This is a genomic window from Amycolatopsis sp. lyj-109 (assembly GCF_046548995.1).
Taxonomy (GTDB): domain Bacteria; phylum Actinomycetota; class Actinomycetes; order Mycobacteriales; family Pseudonocardiaceae; genus Amycolatopsis.
Genome location: NZ_JAJPWR010000037.1, coordinates 1 through 14676, shown reverse-complemented (window position 1 = coordinate 14676; position 14676 = coordinate 1). Strand labels below are relative to the sequence as shown.

Genomic DNA, 14676 nt, shown 5'->3' with positions numbered 1-14676 from the left:
GCGGCCCTGGCGCCCCGCTCAGCCGACGCCGAGTCCGCGCCGCAGCGCGTCCAGCTCGTCGGCGAACATGCGGCGGGAGATCGCGGCCGTCTCGACCAGGCTGGAACCGTGGAAGGTGCCCGGGTAGTGCCGCAGATCGACGGGCACGCCCGCGTGCGCGAGCCGCTGCGCGTAGGCGATGCCCTCGTCGCGGAGCGGGTCGAACTGGCAGGTCGTCACGAACGCCGGCGGCAGCCCGGCCAGGTCGGTGGCGCGCGCGGGGGCGGCGTAGGGCGAGACGTCCGGGCCGCCGGGTTCGGTGCCGAGGTAGCTCGTCCAGCTGTGCACCGCGTTCGGCCGGTTCCAGATCGGCGTGTCGGTGTAGGCGAGCATCGACGGGGTGTCCAGGCGGTCGTCGAGTTCCGGGATGCCGAGGTACTGGAAGCACAGCTGCGGGCCGCCGCGGTCGCGGGCCAGCAGCGCCACCGCGGCCGCGAGGCCACCGCCGGCGCTTTCGCCGCCGACGCCGAGGCGGGCGGGGTCGATGCCGAGCTCGTCCGCCTTGGCCGCGGCCCAGGTCAGGGCCGCGTAGCAGTCTTCGACGGGCGCCGGGAACGGGTGTTCGGGGGCGAGCCGGTAGTCGACCGAGACGACCACGATGCCGAGCTCGTCGACCAGGCGCAGCACGTGCGCGTCGAAGGTGTCGAGGTCGCCCATGACGAACCCGCCGCCGTGGATGTAGAGCAGGCCGGGCACCGCGGCGGCGCGGTTCGCCGGGGCGTAGACCCGCACCGGGACGTCGGGGGCGTCGGACGGCCCGGGGACGGCGATGTCCCGGACGTCGACGGGGGTCGCGGGTTCGTAGGCGGGCAGTACCTGGCTGAGCTGCGCCATCGAGGACCGCGCGGCCAGCAGGGACTCGTGGTCGGTGAGGGTCACGGCCGGGAGCATGTCCAGCCACGGCAGCAGCTCGGGATCGATCGCGTAGGTCATGGTCCGATCATCGGCCGCGGAAGTGACCCGGGCCACCGCCACGCGGCGGGCGTTGGCGGCCGGAATCTCGCCACCCGGCGGCGGCCGACCGTCGGCGCCCGGTGGCAGGCCCCGCGGTACAGCGGTGCGCGCTGCCGGGCGTCCTCGCCACTGGTGCCGCTGCGACGTTGCGAGCGGACCGCCGCCCACCCCGGGCAGCGGGCGATGCTCGCCATCGGGTGGCGGGCGCGCCTATCGTGGCGGGATGAAAGGCCTGCTGCTGCGGCTGTCCGGGCTCGATGCCGACGCCGAGAACGCCGTGCGGGTGATCGGGTTCTTCGACCGCCTGATCGCCGGCCGCGCCGGGCTGGATGCCCTGGTGCGCAGCACCGCGGAGCTGGCCGGCTGTCCCGTCGGCGTGCACGCACCCGGCCAGGGCCTGTCGCTGCGGGCTTCGCCGGGCGGCGGGGTCGTCACCCCGGCCGCCGCGCCCGTCGGAGCGGCCACGCGGACGCTCGAAGGCGGCGTGATCGTGTGGGTGGCCCGGGCGGGTGAGCCCGTCCCGCTCGACGACATGCTGCTCGAACGGTTCGCGATCGCCGCCGCGATCCTGCTGGAGCACTCCGGCGTGCCGCGGCCAGAGCTCGGGGATCCGGCGCTGGTCGAGCTGGTGCTGTCCGAGGACACCGGCACCCCCGAGCGGTCGCGGGCCCTGCACTTGCTCGGCTTCGGCCCGGCGACCCGGCTGCGCGTCCTCGCGGGGATGGGCGTCGACGCGCTCGCGGGCCGTTCGGCGCGGCTCGGCGGGGTGCGGGCGGTCCTGTTGCCGGGCGAGGTGGCTTCCCTGCCGGTCGGCGCCCGCGCGGGCATCGGCCCGGACGGTCCGGCCATCGAAGTGGCCCGTTCGTGGATGGCGGCCCGGACGGCCCTGCGGTTCACCTCGGCGGCCGAGCCGGTCGTGTGGTGGGAACGGCTGGGCAGTCTGGCCGCGTTCGCGGACAAGCTGGCGCCGGCGGAACTCGCGGAGCTGCCCGACGTCCGGGCCCTCGACCACCTCGCTGCCGAACCGCATGGCGGGGACACGCTCGCGGCGTTGGACGCGCTGTGCGCAACGGGCTCCGCCCGCAAGGCGGCCGCGGCGTTGCACCGCCACCACAGCACGATGCCGGCCCGGCTGGCCCGCGCGGAGTCGGTGCTGGGGTTCGAGGTCGACTCGCCGGCCGGCCGCTTCCGCCTCCGCTTGGCCCTGGTGCTGCGGCGGCTGCGGGACAACGCCGACCTCGGCTGACCGTCCTGAGTGGACTCGGCGGATGGGCTCAGCCGGCCGTCTTCAGCGGCCGGCGCGATCGCCGCACCAGGTCCTCGGCTGCGGTGGGCCAGCGGGGGTAGTCGAACTCGAAGCCCGCCTCCCGCAACCGGCCCGGGATCACACGGCGGCTCTTCAACAGCAGCTCGGTGTCGCTGCGGAGCACGAACGCGCCGATCTCCGCCATCCACTTCGTCGCGGGAAGGCCCACCGGTATCCCCGCCGCCGCGCGCAGGGTGCGCAGGAAGTCGCGGTACGGCACCGGCTCCGGGGCCGCCAGGTTGACCGGGCCGCTCAGCTCCGCGTGCTCGATCAGGAAGCCGATCGCACGGACCAGGTCGGCTTCGTGGATCCACGACATGTACTGGCCGCCGCCCGCCACCGGGCCGGCCAGGCCCAGGCGGGCCAGGCGCAGGAGCATCGCCAGTGCTCCGCCGGGCTCCGGGCTCATCACCATCGCCGTGCGCAGCGCCACCTTGCGGGTGTCCGGCGTTGCCGCCAGGCGCTGCTCGCGCTCCCACGCCTTGGCGATGTCGACGCTGTAGGACCAGTACGCCGGGACGTCGGGCTCGTCGCCGCCCAGGATGCCCGTGGTTTCGTCGTTCGGTGCGTCGAACCGGTGCGCGTAGATCGTCGCCGTGCTCATCTGCAGCCACAGCCGCGGCGGCCGGGCCGCGTGGGCGATCGCGCCGCCGACCACCCTGGCCGAGTCGACGCGGGAGTTCAGCATCTCGCGCAGGTTCGCCTGGGTGTACCGGCAGTTCACCGACCGGCCGGCCAGGTTGAGCACGACGTCGCTGCCGTCGATCTCCGCCGTCCACGGGCCCGCGCTGCGGCCGTCCCAGTGGACGTGACGCACTCCCGGCTCCGGGCGCGCCGCCCGCCGGGTCACCACCACGACCTCGTGCCCCTGTCCGATCAGCTCGCGGCTCAGCACCCGTCCCAGGTGCCCGGTGCCGCCCGGAATCACGATCTTCATGCAACCCCCTTCGTGCTCCGCCGGTTCTTACGGTACCGCAAGAGTTGAACACGTTCAAATATGATCCGGGCCGCGCGGCCGGGGAACGGTGACCGCTCAGGCCAGGCCGGTCAGCCGCTGGTAGGCCCGGCCGAGCGGGCCGGCCGCGAAGACCGCCACCAGGGCCGCGGCGATCATGAACGGCCCGAACGGCAGCGCGGTCTTGCGACCGCCCGTGCCGGTCGCCAGCACGACGACGCCGGCGACCGCACCGAGCAGGAACCCGCCGAACGCCCCGATCAGCAGCGCCGGCCAGGACAGGTAGGCGAGGATCCCGCCGAGGAGGCCCGCGAGCCGGACGTCGCCGAAGCCCATGCCCGCCGGGTACGCCAGCGCGAGGAGGAGGTAGCAGCCGAACAGCGCGGCGCCGCCGATGCCGGCCCGGGCGAGCGACCACCAGTCGCCGCGCCACCAGGCCGACGCCGTCAGCAGGACCACCAGGACCGGGTACGACGGCAGCACGATCGCGTTCGGCAGGCGGCGGCAGTCGAGGTCGATCAGGGCCAGTGCGATCCCGATCGCGCCGAAGTACAGGAACGCGGGCAGGTCCGGCGGGTCGAGCCGCAGGGCCAGCAGCACGAACAGGACGGCGGTGCCCAGCTCGACCAGGGGGTACCGGACGCTGATCCGGGTGCCGCAGCCGGCGCACCGGCCGCGCAGGACGAGCCAGCCGAAGACGGGGACGTGGTGCCGGGCGTTGATCGTCTGCCCACAGCCCGGGCAGTGCGACGGCGGGCGGACCACCGGCTCACCGCGCGGCACCCGGTGGATCACGACGTTGAGGAACGACCCGACGAGCAGGCCGAGCACCGCCGCCACGACCAGCACCGCCATCGGCTCCTCCGGACTCGGGAACGCCGCAGATCTTGCCCGACCCGGCTCGCGCCCGCGACCGGACGACACGCGCACGCCGATGGACGACACGCGTACTCAGCCGGACGACACGCCGGCGGGCCCGGGTCCCGCCGTGTCGTCCGTCCCGGTACGCATGTCGTCCGTCCAGGTACGGGTGGGGGTTGGGGAAATTGCGTCACGGGGGCGGGCGTGCGGGCCTACAGTCTTGGAGATGACCGCCGCCGCCGGATTGCCGATCGTCGCCGGGGTGGACGGGTCGGCCGAGTCGCTCGACGCCGTCCGCTGGGCCGCGCGGACCGCCCGCCTGCGGGAGGCGCCGCTGGAGATCGTGCACGCCCTCGACGTCCCGGCCCTACTCGCCGGCGGGGTCGTGCCGCCGCCCGAAGAGATGGTCGACGCCCTGCGCGCCCGGGGGCGGCGCGCGCTGCGGACCGCGCGGGAGCTCGCCGCCGCACAGGGGGTTCCCGAGGCCGCCACTCGGCTCGATCCCGACCGGGCCGCCCAGGCGCTGATCGAGGCTTCGCGGTCCGCCGCGCTGCTCGTCGTCGGGTCGGCCGGGCACGGCAGGCTCACCAGCCTGCTCGCGGGGTCGGTCGCCGCAGCCGTCGGGACCCATGCCCGCTGCGACACCGTCGTCGTCCGCGGGGACAGCTGGGACGAACCCGGCGCGGCCATGCGGCCCGTCGTCACCGGCATCGACGGCAGCGAAGCCGGCACCCGTGTCCTGGCGACCGCCGTCGCCGAAGCCCGGGCCCGCTGCGCGCCGCTGGTCGTGCTGCACGCCTGGGCGGACAGCCCGCCGCCGCACCGGGATCCGCGGTGCGTCACCGAGGCGGGCCGCCGGCTGCTCGGCGAGCGGGTGCTGGCCCACGACACCGGTGACGTCGCGGTCGAGCAGATCGTCGTCCACGCGCACCCGCGGAAGGAACTGCTCGAGCGCAGCGGTGCCGCCCAGCTGGTCGTCCTCGGCGACCGCGGCCGCGGCGGCTTCCCCGGCCTGCTGCTCGGCTCGACCGGCCAGGCCCTCCTGCACCACGCCGCCTGCCCCGTCCACCTGGTCCGCACCACCGCATAAAGGGGAAGCGCTACGGAAGCGACACCGGGCAGGATGACGGGCGAAGCGAGTGGGAGGAACAAGATGAAGACTGCGGTTCAGGCCGGTCTGCTGGCAGTGCTGGCCGGCGCGACGGTGCTGGTGGCCCCGGCGCAGGCGGCGACGATCATCCAGCGGACGGCCCTCTGCAAGGCGGCCGGCTTCAGCGGCACGCTCACCCTCCGGTACGAGACCGCCGGGTTCGACTACCGCATGCTCGGCGGGTACACCACGTCGGGGCCGTACATCGGCGACGTCGCGGGCAAGGTCACCCTGCGGATTTCCTACCGCACCGGATCGACGACGCACACGGTGTACTCGCAGTCGGCGGCGACCACCGGGAACACCACCTTCAGCATGCCGACGACCACCACCGTGCCGACCACGTCCGCCGGCTCGGCGGCGGCGACGTTCGACAACGGCACCGCGTCCTGCACCGCGACGGTGCCGATCAGCTAGTACTGCAGGACAACCCTGGACGCCGGCCTGCCGATCTGCCGCAGCTCGTCGTGAGTGGTAATTCGGGTTAGAACCCGAATTACCACTCACGACCACCAGCCACGGCAAACGGTGACCTTGTTCCCCCAGGTCACGCCCACAAGTGTCCCTGTAGTACTAGGCGTCGAGGGCCGCGCGCAGGATGGCGCGGGCCGAACCGGCCAGGACCTCGGCCGCCCGGTCTCGGTCGAGGCCGCCGATATCGGTGAGCCACACCAAGGACTCGATGCCCGTCGCCGAACGGATGGCCACCGCCAGGGCGTGGACGTCCAGCGTGTCCGCCAGCGGGGCCAGCGCCTCCTCGATCCAGCGGATCGCCCGGCCGCGCCGCAGCACCGGCTGCGGCGCGCCGGGCTCCAGTGACAGCCTCAGCTGCGCGCGCAGCTGAGGCTCCCAGCGCAGGGTGAACCCGATGAACGCCGCCATCACCAGGTCGAGGCGGGCGGCCGGGTCGGCGGGCGCGTCCGGGGGCAGCAGGCCCGCGTCGCCGGAGATTTCCGGGTATGCCGCCAGCAGCAGCGCGCGCTGGTTCGGGAAGTAGCGGTAGGCCGTGGTGCGGGAGATCCCGGCCGCTTCGGCGGCGTCCTCGACCGTCGGCGAGACGCCGTTCGCGAGCAGTTCGTGGGCCGCCGCGACCAGGGCCGCGCGCGTCCGGCCCTTCTGCCGGCTCCGGCCCGTGGACTCATACGGGACTTCCATGCCATCATGGTACTCACGTCCCACGAAGGAGGCGGCCATGACCGGTGACCCGGCCGAAACGAATCCCGAGCTGTACCGGGTGGTCTTCGAGAACGAGCGGGTGCGGGTCCTGGAGTACCAGGACACCCCCGGCGACCGGACCGCGCCGCACCGGCACCCCGACACGGTGATGGTCACGCTGAGCGCGTTCAGCAGGCGGATCTCCGCCGGCGGCCGCGAGGTCGGCGTGGAGCTGCCCGCCGGTGCGGTGCGCTGGGTCGCGGCCCAGGAGCACGCGGGCGAGAACGTCGGCAGCACGCCGTCGCACGCGATGTTCGTCGAACTGAAGGAACCCCGCCCCGGCGGGGCGGTCGTGGGCACCGCCCTGGGCCCCGGCGGACCGTGACCCAGGGCGGTTCTCACCCCGGTGTCAGCAGCTCGAGTGCTGAATGGTCTTGAAGATGTTGACAGCACCGAAGAGCGACGCGTCGTAAGTGAAGTGCTTGCTCCACGGGTAGCGCGGCGGCGGGTTGCCGTCGTCCATCCGCGGGCTGTCGAACGTGCCGGCGTGGAACAGCTGCGTCCCGGCCGTGGTCTTGAAGTCGAAGCTGGAGTGCCAGACGTCGCCGGAGTGCGTCTGGTAGGTCAGCGTGGTCGCGCTCCAGTCGCCCGTACCGTCCGAGCGGATCACGATGGTGCCGTTGTCCTGCTGGCAGTCACCGACGTGCAATTGGCCCCACGTCGCGCTCTTCACCTCGAGCACCGCCGCGCTGTGCGCCGGCGCCGCCGTTGCCGCCGGCGCACCCGCCAGCACTGCCGCCGCCGTCGCCGCGAGGGCGAAAACCGGTGCGAGACCCCGAATCGTGCGTTTCATGGACTTCCTCCCGAAGAACCGGTGGCCGCGGACCTCTCCGGTCCGCGCCTGCCGACCTTCGCAGCGGCCGTCGACAATCCGTCGACAGTTCATCGACGGAGGTTTATCCGGGCGTCGGACGTATCCCGCGGCGGCCGACCCGCTCCTGTACGCCGAAGCGCGCTGGATACCGGCGTCGCGGAGGGGCGGGCATGGGCGGGGTGGAGGGGGTTGACGGGGTTGGCCGGGTTGACGGGGTTGGCCTTGGGGTGCTGGGACCGTTCGAAGTGCGGCTGGACGGCGAGCCGCGGGACGTCGGGGGCCCGCGCCTGCGGGCCCTGCTGGCGGTGCTGACGGCGGAGGCGGGCCACGTGGTCAGCGTCCCCGCGCTGTGCCGGGCGTTGTGGGGTGCGGAGGCGCCCGCGCACGCGGACCGCACGGTGCGGACGTACCTGTCGCGGCTGCGCGGCACGGTCGGCCCGGAAGCGATCCTGACCCGGCCGCCGGGGTACGTCCTGCACCTCGCGCCGCAGGCCCTCGACGCCGCGCGGTTCGAGCGGCTCGCCGCCGAGGGGCGGCGGATGCTGGCCGCCGGGGAACCGGCCGCCGCCCGCGACCGGCTGGCCGCCGCACTGGCCCTGTGGCGCGGGCACGCCGCCTACGAGGAGTTCGCCGACATCGAAACCCTGGCGGCCGAGGGGGTGCGGCTCGACCGGCTGCGCCACAACGCCGTCCAGGACCGGATCGACGCCGATCTCGCGACCGGCGAGGACGCCGGGCTGATCGCCGAACTGGAGGCGCTGACCGCCGCGTTCCCCGGTCACGAACGACTGTGGGCGCAGCTGATGACAGCGCTCTACCGGGCCGGGCGGCAGAGCGACGCGCTGGCGGCGTTCCGCCGGGCCCGGCACGGGCTGATCACCGCGTCCGGGGTGGAGCCCTCACCGGTGCTGACCCAGGTGCACCGCCAGGTGCTCGCCCACCACCCGGCGCTGCTCGCCACCCGGGCGACCGCGGAGGTGACCGCCCCCGACCACGACGCCCTCACCGCGGGCGAGCACGCACTGCTCGAGGACGGCGACCTGCGGACCAGCCGGGAGTACTTCGAGACCGCCTACGTCCGGGCCGAGCAGGCCGGGGACGCCACGGCACTCGCCCGGGCGGCCCTCGGCCTGGGCGGGGTGTGGGTGCACGAGCACCGGACGGCGGTCGCGGCGGCGTCGCTGCTGACGCGGCTGCGACACGCACTGGAGCGGGTGGCTCCCGGTTCCCCGCTGGAGCACCGGCTTCAGGCGCGGCTCGCGGCCGAACTGGACTACGAGGCAGGCACGCACGACCGGGTCCTCGCGGTGGCTTCGCGGACGCGGACGGCGGGCGACCCGGTGGCGCACGCCGAGGCGCTGAGCCTCGCCCACCACTGCCTGCTCGGCCCGGACCACACGGCCCTGCGGTACGCCATCGCGACGGAGCTGGTCGGGGTCAGCGGCCGCTCGGGGCGGCGGACCGACCTGGTGATGAGCGTGCTGTGGGACACCGTCGACCTGTTCCTGGCCGGGGACCGGCACGCCGAGCGCCGCCTGGGCGAGCTCGACGACCTGCTGGCCGAGCGCAAGCACCTGGCGGCGGGGTTCGTGGCGGACGCGCTCAAGGTCATGCTGGCCATCCGCGCCGGCCGGTTCCGCGAGGCCGAAGCCGGGGCCCAGGCCTGCGCCGAGGTCGGCCGGGCGGCGGGCGACTTCGACGCACTCGGCTGGTACGGCGCGCAACTGGTGGCGATCCGGTGGTTCCAGGGCCGGCTCGGGGAGCTGGTGCCGGTGCTGGACGGCCTGATGCACTCGCCGACGCTCAGCCCGATCGACAACTCCTACTACGCGGCCCTGGCCGTGGCGGCGGCCTCGGCCGGGGATCGCCGCACGGCGGCGGGCGCGCTGGCGCGGCTGTGCGGCGAAGACCTGGGGGCGCTGCCGCGGTCGAGCACCTGGCTGACGTCGTTGTGCGGTGCCGCGGAAACGGCCTACCTGCTCGACGACGGTGCGACGGCGGCCCGGGTCCACGAGCTGCTGACGCCGTTCGGGCAGCTGCCGACGATGGCCAGCTTGGGCATCGCCTGCTTCGGCTCGGTCCACCACCCGCTCGGCACGACGGCTCTCACCGCCGGCGACCTGGACCGGGCGGTGCCGCACCTGCGGGCCGCGGTGCGGCACAACCTGGCGCTGGCGCACTGGCCGGCGGTGGTGTTTTCGCGCCGCCGGCACGCCGAGGCCCTGGTCCGCCGCGGAGGACCGGGAGACGCGGCGGCCGCGGACCGCGAGCTGGCCGCGGCGGAGGAAGAGGCCCGGACGTTCGGCGGGCCGCCGTTCACCGGGCGATGAGCCGCTCCGACCGGCCCTCCAGCCGGAACAGCGGGGCGACCGCGGCGAGGTCCAGTGCCCGCCGCACCACGCCGGAGGGCTTCAACGCCAGGTCGATCCCCGCGTCGGCACAGCGAGCCCGCAGGCGGCCCAGCGACGCCACGCCCGTCACGCCGCAGAAACCCACGCCCAGCAGGTCGACCACCAGCCGCCGGGGTGCCGCCTCGACCGCGCGGTCGAGTTCCTCGTCCAGGCGCGGCCGCGTCACCATGTCGATTTCGCCCGTGACCGTCACCCGCAGCGTTCCCGGGCGGGTTTCCGCGGTCGTGGCGGTCAGCAGCAGCGCGGACAGGTCGAGGGCGCTCATCGAGGTCTTCCTTCCACGGGAATCAGCGTGAGTGCTCACCTGCTACCCCAGCGCCGACGGCACCAAACCCCCGGAGGCCCGGACCGAAGTGTGCAAAGCTCGGAACGAACCGTGAGGAGCGACGATGCCCGGACTCCTGCTGCGCGACGGCCGTCCCTGGGGAACCGGCGGCCCGGCCGACCTGCTCGTCTCCGGCGGCGTCATCGCCGCGATCGGCCCCGGGCTGGACGCCGCGGACGCCGAAGTGGTCGAGCTCGGCGGCCGGCTCGTCCTGCCCGGCCTCGTCGAAGCCCACTGCCACCTGGACAAGACGCTCTACGGCGGGCCGTGGCGGCCGCACTCGGCCGGGCCCGCGCTGGCCGACCGAATCGCCGACGAACGCCTCCGCCGCGCCGAACTCGGGCTGCCCGACCCGGCCCGGATCAGCGCGCTGCTGGAGACCATGGTCGCCGCCGGGACCACGCACGTCCGCACGCACACCGACGTCTACGCCGGCACTGGGCTCACTGGCGTCGAGGTGGTCCGCGACGCCGCCGCGCGGCTGGCCGGGCGGATCACCGTCGAGCAGGTCGCCTTCCCGCAGAGCGGCATCCTCACCAACCCGGGCACGGCCGCGCTGCTGGAAGAGGCCATCAAGCTCGGCGTGCACGCGGTCGGCGGCATCGACCCGGCCGGGCTGGACCGCGACCCGGTCCGGCACCTCGACGTCGTCTTCGGCCTCGCGGAACGGCACGGCGTGCGGATCGACCTGCACCTGCACGACCCCGGCTCGCTCGGGGTGTTCGAGCTGGAGCTGATCATCGAGCGGACCCGGGCGGCGGGCCTCGCCGGGCGGGTGACGGTCAGCCACGCCTACGCGCTCGGCCAGGCTGACGCGGCGACGCAGGACCGGCTGGCCGCCGACCTGGCGGAAGCGGGCATCACGATCACCACGGCGGCGGTCTTCGACTTCCCGGTCCCGCCGGTGAAGAAGCTGCGCGCCGCCGGGGTGAACGTGGCGTGCGGGCACGACGACATCCGCGACCTGTGGAGCCCGTACGGCAGCGGCGACCTCCTCGACCGGGCGATGCACCTCGCCTACCGCAGCACCTTCCGCCGCGACGAGGACATCGAACTGGCCCTGGAGGCCGTCACCTACGGCGGCGCCCGCGCCCTCGGCCTCGGCGGCTACGGCCTCACCGAGGGCGCGTCCGCGGACCTGGTGGTCCTCGACGCGGAGACCCCGGCCCACGCCGTCGTGACGCGGCCGCCGCGGGACCTGGTCGTCAAGGCGGGCCACATCGTCGCCCGGAGCGGGGCCCTGCGGTAGTTCGTGAAGGCCACCTCCAGGAAGTACAAGTTCCTCAAGGTGGCCTTCACGAAGTTACCGGTGGGGGTGCCAGGGTGGGGACGAGACCGGGCGCACGGGGACTCCGCCGCGGGCCGTGCCCAGGTCCGTCAGGACCACCTTCTCGAGGCCGTTGCCCGGGCCGCCGTCGCTGGTCACCGCGAGGGCCAGGGTGTTGCGGCCGTGCGGGTCGAGGATCCCGGTCGGCAGCACGAACGTGTGCTGCGGGCCGACGTCCCCGATGTACTGGCCGAGGTTCCAGCCGTTGAGGAACACCAGCACCCGGTACCGGCCGCCGGAGCGGGGCCTGGCCGGGTCGCCGATCGTCAGGCCCACCGACGTGTCCTGATCCCGCGGGACCCGCAGCGAGAACGTCGTGCGGTACCACGTCGTCCCCGCGTCGGCCGCCGGAGCGGGCACCGCCGCCGGCGCCCAGGCGCGGTCCGGGAAGCCGGGCAGGTGCCAGCCGGCGCGTTCGCCCGCGAGACCGCCGCTGTTCAACGGGCCGCGCACCGGATCCGCCGTCCCGCCCTGGAGTTTCCACGCCACCCCGGTCAGGGACGCCGAGATCAGCCCCCGGCCTTCCTTGTGCGCGTCGTTGACGCCGCCGTCCTCGTTGTGGCCGTTGTTGCGGACCATCACCGACAGCACGTGCGGGCCGTCGCCGCGCAGGCCTTCGGGCACCGTGAACGCCGCGGTGCCGGTCGTCGGCGGGGCGGCCAGCGCGGACGGCACGACGTGCTGGCCCAGGTACTGCCCGTCCAGCCACGCCTGCAGCAGCCCAGCACCCCCGCCACCGTAGCGAAGGCTGACCTGCTCCCCCGGCGTCCCGGTGAACCGGCCGCGGTACCAGACGTCGCCGACGCCGAAGCCGTAGTCGTCCGCGGTCAACACCGGCTGCCCGGCCGGCGGCGGGGTGGTGCTGTTCGTCGTGGTCCGGTCCGCGGCGGGCCACGCCGAGTCGTCGTACGCCGGTTCGGTTTCCGGGGAACCGGGCGCCGAACGCCAGCCGGTGAGCTCGGGCAGGCGCGGGTCGGCCGGTCCGGGTAGCGGCCGCAGCGCCAGCACGCTGCCGGACGCGGTGGGCCGGACCGGCACCGGGGCGCCGTTCCACCACAGCAGCGGACCGCGGGCGCCCCACACCTCGAGGTCCCTCGGCGCCTTCGTGTCGCCGGTCAGCACGAACCCCGCGTGGGCGGTCCGCACCAGGTCCGGCCCGCGCACGAGCATCCCGCCGACCGGCCAGAACGTGTCCGCGGTGGCGTCGTCGGCGAGCAGCAGCGTGACGGCCGGGCGGCCGCCGCCGCTGATCCGGACCCGCGCGAGCCCGTCGTGACGGTAGTTCAGGCGCAGGTCGTTGCCGGACCAGGTCGTCGTGACGTCGCCGGCGAGGACGTCCACGCGCGGGCGCGTCGCGTACCGCAGCACCGTTTCGCCGTTCTGCCCCGGCCGGCCGTGCAGCAGCACGGTTCCGGCGGCCTGGGCCATCAGCTCCGACGTCGAGTACACCAGGTGCTGGCCGGCGACGTCGAAGTTCGCCACGAGGTACTTCGCGTCCTGGCCGGTCAGCCGGACCGGCACGGTGTAGTCACCGTCCGATGTGGACAGCGGGAAGGTGAAGCTGTCGTCGGTCGTCGCGTTCGACGGGGAGTGCACCGGCAGGTAGAAGTGCACCCCGGTGTCCGGGTTGACGTTGTGGTAGACCTTCACCGCGGCCGACGACGGCGTCACGGGCGCGCCCCGGTCCATTTTGGCCAGATCCGGGACGGTGGCCAGGAACGAACCGATCTCCTTCATCGTCAAGGCCTTCGGCCGCAGCTGACGTCCTTCGTCGATCGCCGAGCCGTAGTCGTAGGAGCTGTAGACCACCGGCGCCGGGAGCCCGCCCCACGACGTGCCGCCGAAGGTCATGTAGAAGTTCTGGATGGTCAGGCCGTTCGCCAGGTTGGTGCCGTAGAAGACGCGCTCGTAGCCCGGCCCCTGCCGCACCGCGGTGCACGGGTAGGTGCCGTTGCTGCCCCAGTAGTCGAACCAGCCGCCGCCGAACTCGGCGACGAAACCGGGTGTGTTCGGTGACGCGCTCGCGCCGCCCTTCGCCCCGCCCGGCCCGTAGGTCCCCCAGTCCGGGGCGGCGTTCGGGTTGCCCGGCGTCGCGTCCGTCCGGCAGGTTCCGCCCGGGTAGCCGTCGAAGGCGTAGAGGTCGACCTTGCCCGGGACGGTGCCGGGCACGCCGGAGTCCGGCGGCACCCAGATGCCGTTGCGGCCCTTGTCGTTGTGGAAGACCGGGACGGTGATCCCGTCGGCCCGCACCTTGTCGTAGAGATGCGCGATGTAGTTGCGCTGCGCGGTCCCGGTGGCGGCCACCTCGTTCTCGATCTGGTATAGGATCACCAGGCCGCGGCCCTCGGTGTACTGGTGGCGGCCGATGATCCGGTCGATCGCGGTCAGCCACTCGTCCGCCGCGGCGAGGTAGTCCGGCGCGTCGCTGCGGGCCCGGCCGGCCTGGGTGCTCAGCCACGCCGGGAAGCCGCCGCCGGTGACCTCGGCGTTGATGTACGGCCCGGGCCGGGCGATGACGTACAGCCCGGCTTCGGCGGCGAGGTCGAGCACGCGGTCCATGTCGCGGACGCCGGTGAAGTCGTACACCCCGGGCGCGGGCGAGTGGTAGTTCCAGTCGAAGTAGATCGAGACCGCCGTGTAGCCGGTCGCCTTCAGCTTCTGCAGCACGTCCCGCCACAGGTCCGGACTCGGCAGCCGGAACGGGTGGAACTCGCCGGACCAGACGACCTGGCGGCGGCCGTCCAGCATGAGCGAGTACTTGTCGAACGTGACCTGGTGCTTCGGCGTCGCGACCGGGGCGGCCGATGCCGGTGCGGCACAAAGCCCGGTCGCGACGAGCAGAGCGAGCAGGAACGACAGGAACCGGCGCATGGGGTCCACTTTCTCGACGCGTCGTATAGGTCGTTATACGGAGTCAGTACACGTAGGGCCAGCCGGCGCTGTCGTAGCCGATGAGGTTGATGCCGAGCTTGCCGGTCAGGGGTGTCGCGTCCGAGTAGTAATAGTGGTAGACGAGCACGTCGGCGTCGGAGTCGTGGACGACGGCCACGTGGCCGGGGTCGGGGTAGGTCGCGGCCTGCGCGGCGGGGGCGCTCAGCAGGGCGGCGACGGCGGCGACGCCGGACGGAGGGTTTCCCGGTCTGCCGCAGCTCGTCGTGAGTGGTAATTAGGGTTAGAACCCTAATTACCACTCACGACAAGCCGCGGCAGACCATCAGGAGTCCGCCTGCCCGCCGAGGTAGGAGTCGAACAGCTCGGCGTTCAGCAGGTCCGCGGCCGGGCCGCCGTGCACGAGGCGGCCCCGCCGCAGGATGTACGC

14 protein-coding genes are annotated in these 14676 nt (G+C 73.9%); 6 read left to right on the top strand and 8 right to left on the bottom strand.

What is annotated here, in order from left to right:
- Positions 1–18: 18 nt before the first annotated feature.
- Positions 19–972 (bottom strand): alpha/beta hydrolase, encoded by a 954-nt coding sequence (locus ACLJQF_RS44870; protein WP_410616438.1) that lies wholly within the window; start codon positions 970–972, stop codon positions 19–21.
- Between the two features lie 244 nt (positions 973–1216).
- On the opposite strand from ACLJQF_RS44870, the gene ACLJQF_RS44865 reads away from it, so the two are divergent.
- A complete protein-coding gene (locus tag ACLJQF_RS44865) occupies positions 1217–2239 on the top strand; it encodes a helix-turn-helix domain-containing protein (protein WP_410616437.1) in 1023 nt (340 codons plus the stop codon).
- Positions 2240–2267: 28 nt separating this feature from the next.
- Here the strand turns inward: ACLJQF_RS44865 and ACLJQF_RS44860 are convergent, their stop codons facing one another.
- Together ACLJQF_RS44860 and ACLJQF_RS44855 are read right to left on the bottom strand one after the other, a co-directional pair.
- A complete protein-coding gene (locus tag ACLJQF_RS44860; RefSeq protein WP_410616436.1) occupies positions 2268–3236 on the bottom strand; it encodes a TIGR01777 family oxidoreductase in 969 nt (322 codons plus the stop codon).
- Positions 3237–3332: 96 nt separating this feature from the next.
- A complete protein-coding gene (locus ACLJQF_RS44855) occupies positions 3333–4109 on the bottom strand; it encodes a prepilin peptidase (RefSeq protein ID WP_410616434.1) in 777 nt (258 codons plus the stop codon).
- 232 nt (positions 4110–4341) lie between these two features.
- Here ACLJQF_RS44855 and ACLJQF_RS44850 point away from each other — a divergent pair, with 232 nt between their 5' ends.
- Both ACLJQF_RS44850 and ACLJQF_RS44845 read left to right on the top strand, forming a co-directional pair.
- Positions 4342–5205, top strand: coding sequence for a universal stress protein (locus ACLJQF_RS44850; protein WP_410616432.1), 864 nt, complete (start codon positions 4342–4344; stop codon positions 5203–5205).
- Positions 5206–5268: 63 nt separating this feature from the next.
- Positions 5269–5682: a hypothetical protein gene (locus tag ACLJQF_RS44845; RefSeq protein WP_410616430.1), complete on the top strand. Its 414-nt coding sequence runs from the start codon at positions 5269–5271 to the stop codon at positions 5680–5682.
- 156 nt (positions 5683–5838) lie between these two features.
- Here the strand turns inward: ACLJQF_RS44845 and ACLJQF_RS44840 are convergent, their stop codons facing one another.
- Positions 5839–6420: a TetR/AcrR family transcriptional regulator gene (locus ACLJQF_RS44840; RefSeq protein ID WP_410616429.1), complete on the bottom strand. Its 582-nt coding sequence runs from the start codon at positions 6418–6420 to the stop codon at positions 5839–5841.
- Between the two features lie 37 nt (positions 6421–6457).
- Between ACLJQF_RS44840 and ACLJQF_RS44835 the strand changes: the two genes are divergently transcribed.
- Positions 6458–6805, top strand: coding sequence for a cytoplasmic protein (locus ACLJQF_RS44835; protein WP_410616428.1), 348 nt, complete (start codon positions 6458–6460; stop codon positions 6803–6805).
- A gap of 24 nt (positions 6806–6829) precedes the next feature.
- Here the strand turns inward: ACLJQF_RS44835 and ACLJQF_RS44830 are convergent, their stop codons facing one another.
- A complete protein-coding gene (locus ACLJQF_RS44830; RefSeq protein ID WP_410616427.1) occupies positions 6830–7273 on the bottom strand; it encodes a DUF6294 family protein in 444 nt (147 codons plus the stop codon).
- Between the two features lie 248 nt (positions 7274–7521).
- Here ACLJQF_RS44830 and ACLJQF_RS44825 point away from each other — a divergent pair, with 248 nt between their 5' ends.
- Complete coding sequence (locus ACLJQF_RS44825; RefSeq protein WP_410616426.1) at positions 7522–9624, top strand: BTAD domain-containing putative transcriptional regulator; 2103 nt, start codon at positions 7522–7524, stop codon at positions 9622–9624.
- Here ACLJQF_RS44825 and ACLJQF_RS44820 read toward each other — a convergent pair.
- Positions 9611–9970, bottom strand: a complete 360-nt coding sequence (locus tag ACLJQF_RS44820; protein ID WP_410616425.1) for an STAS domain-containing protein — start codon at positions 9968–9970, stop codon at positions 9611–9613. The two genes, ACLJQF_RS44825 and ACLJQF_RS44820, sit on opposite strands and share 14 nt — an antisense overlap.
- Before the next feature lie 124 nt (positions 9971–10094).
- Here ACLJQF_RS44820 and ACLJQF_RS44815 point away from each other — a divergent pair, with 124 nt between their 5' ends.
- Positions 10095–11279, top strand: a complete 1185-nt coding sequence (locus ACLJQF_RS44815; RefSeq protein ID WP_410616424.1) for an amidohydrolase — start codon at positions 10095–10097, stop codon at positions 11277–11279.
- A gap of 54 nt (positions 11280–11333) precedes the next feature.
- Here ACLJQF_RS44815 and ACLJQF_RS44810 read toward each other — a convergent pair whose 3' ends face one another.
- Both ACLJQF_RS44810 and ACLJQF_RS44805 read right to left on the bottom strand, forming a co-directional pair.
- Positions 11334–14228: a beta-galactosidase gene (locus ACLJQF_RS44810; RefSeq protein ID WP_410616423.1), complete on the bottom strand. Its 2895-nt coding sequence runs from the start codon at positions 14226–14228 to the stop codon at positions 11334–11336.
- Between the two features lie 43 nt (positions 14229–14271).
- On the bottom strand, positions 14272–14406 hold the full coding sequence (locus tag ACLJQF_RS44805) for a hypothetical protein (protein WP_410616421.1): 135 nt from the start codon (positions 14404–14406) through the stop codon (positions 14272–14274).
- Between the last annotated feature and the right edge of the window lie 270 nt (positions 14407–14676).

Coding starts and splice junctions, on each gene's coding strand:
- ACLJQF_RS44870 (WP_410616438.1), bottom strand. CDS start 972: ATGACCTACGCGATCGATCCCGAGCTGCTGCCGTGGCTGGACATGCTC.
- ACLJQF_RS44865 (WP_410616437.1), top strand. CDS start 1,217: ATGAAAGGCCTGCTGCTGCGGCTGTCCGGGCTCGATGCCGACGCCGAG.
- ACLJQF_RS44860 (WP_410616436.1), bottom strand. CDS start 3,236: ATGAAGATCGTGATTCCGGGCGGCACCGGGCACCTGGGACGGGTGCTG.
- ACLJQF_RS44855 (WP_410616434.1), bottom strand. CDS start 4,109: ATGGCGGTGCTGGTCGTGGCGGCGGTGCTCGGCCTGCTCGTCGGGTCG.
- ACLJQF_RS44850 (WP_410616432.1), top strand. CDS start 4,342: ATGACCGCCGCCGCCGGATTGCCGATCGTCGCCGGGGTGGACGGGTCG.
- ACLJQF_RS44845 (WP_410616430.1), top strand. CDS start 5,269: ATGAAGACTGCGGTTCAGGCCGGTCTGCTGGCAGTGCTGGCCGGCGCG.
- ACLJQF_RS44840 (WP_410616429.1), bottom strand. CDS start 6,420: ATGGAAGTCCCGTATGAGTCCACGGGCCGGAGCCGGCAGAAGGGCCGG.
- ACLJQF_RS44835 (WP_410616428.1), top strand. CDS start 6,458: ATGACCGGTGACCCGGCCGAAACGAATCCCGAGCTGTACCGGGTGGTC.
- ACLJQF_RS44830 (WP_410616427.1), bottom strand. CDS start 7,273: ATGAAACGCACGATTCGGGGTCTCGCACCGGTTTTCGCCCTCGCGGCG.
- ACLJQF_RS44820 (WP_410616425.1), bottom strand. CDS start 9,970: ATGAGCGCCCTCGACCTGTCCGCGCTGCTGCTGACCGCCACGACCGCG.
- ACLJQF_RS44815 (WP_410616424.1), top strand. CDS start 10,095: ATGCCCGGACTCCTGCTGCGCGACGGCCGTCCCTGGGGAACCGGCGGC.
- ACLJQF_RS44810 (WP_410616423.1), bottom strand. CDS start 14,228: ATGCGCCGGTTCCTGTCGTTCCTGCTCGCTCTGCTCGTCGCGACCGGG.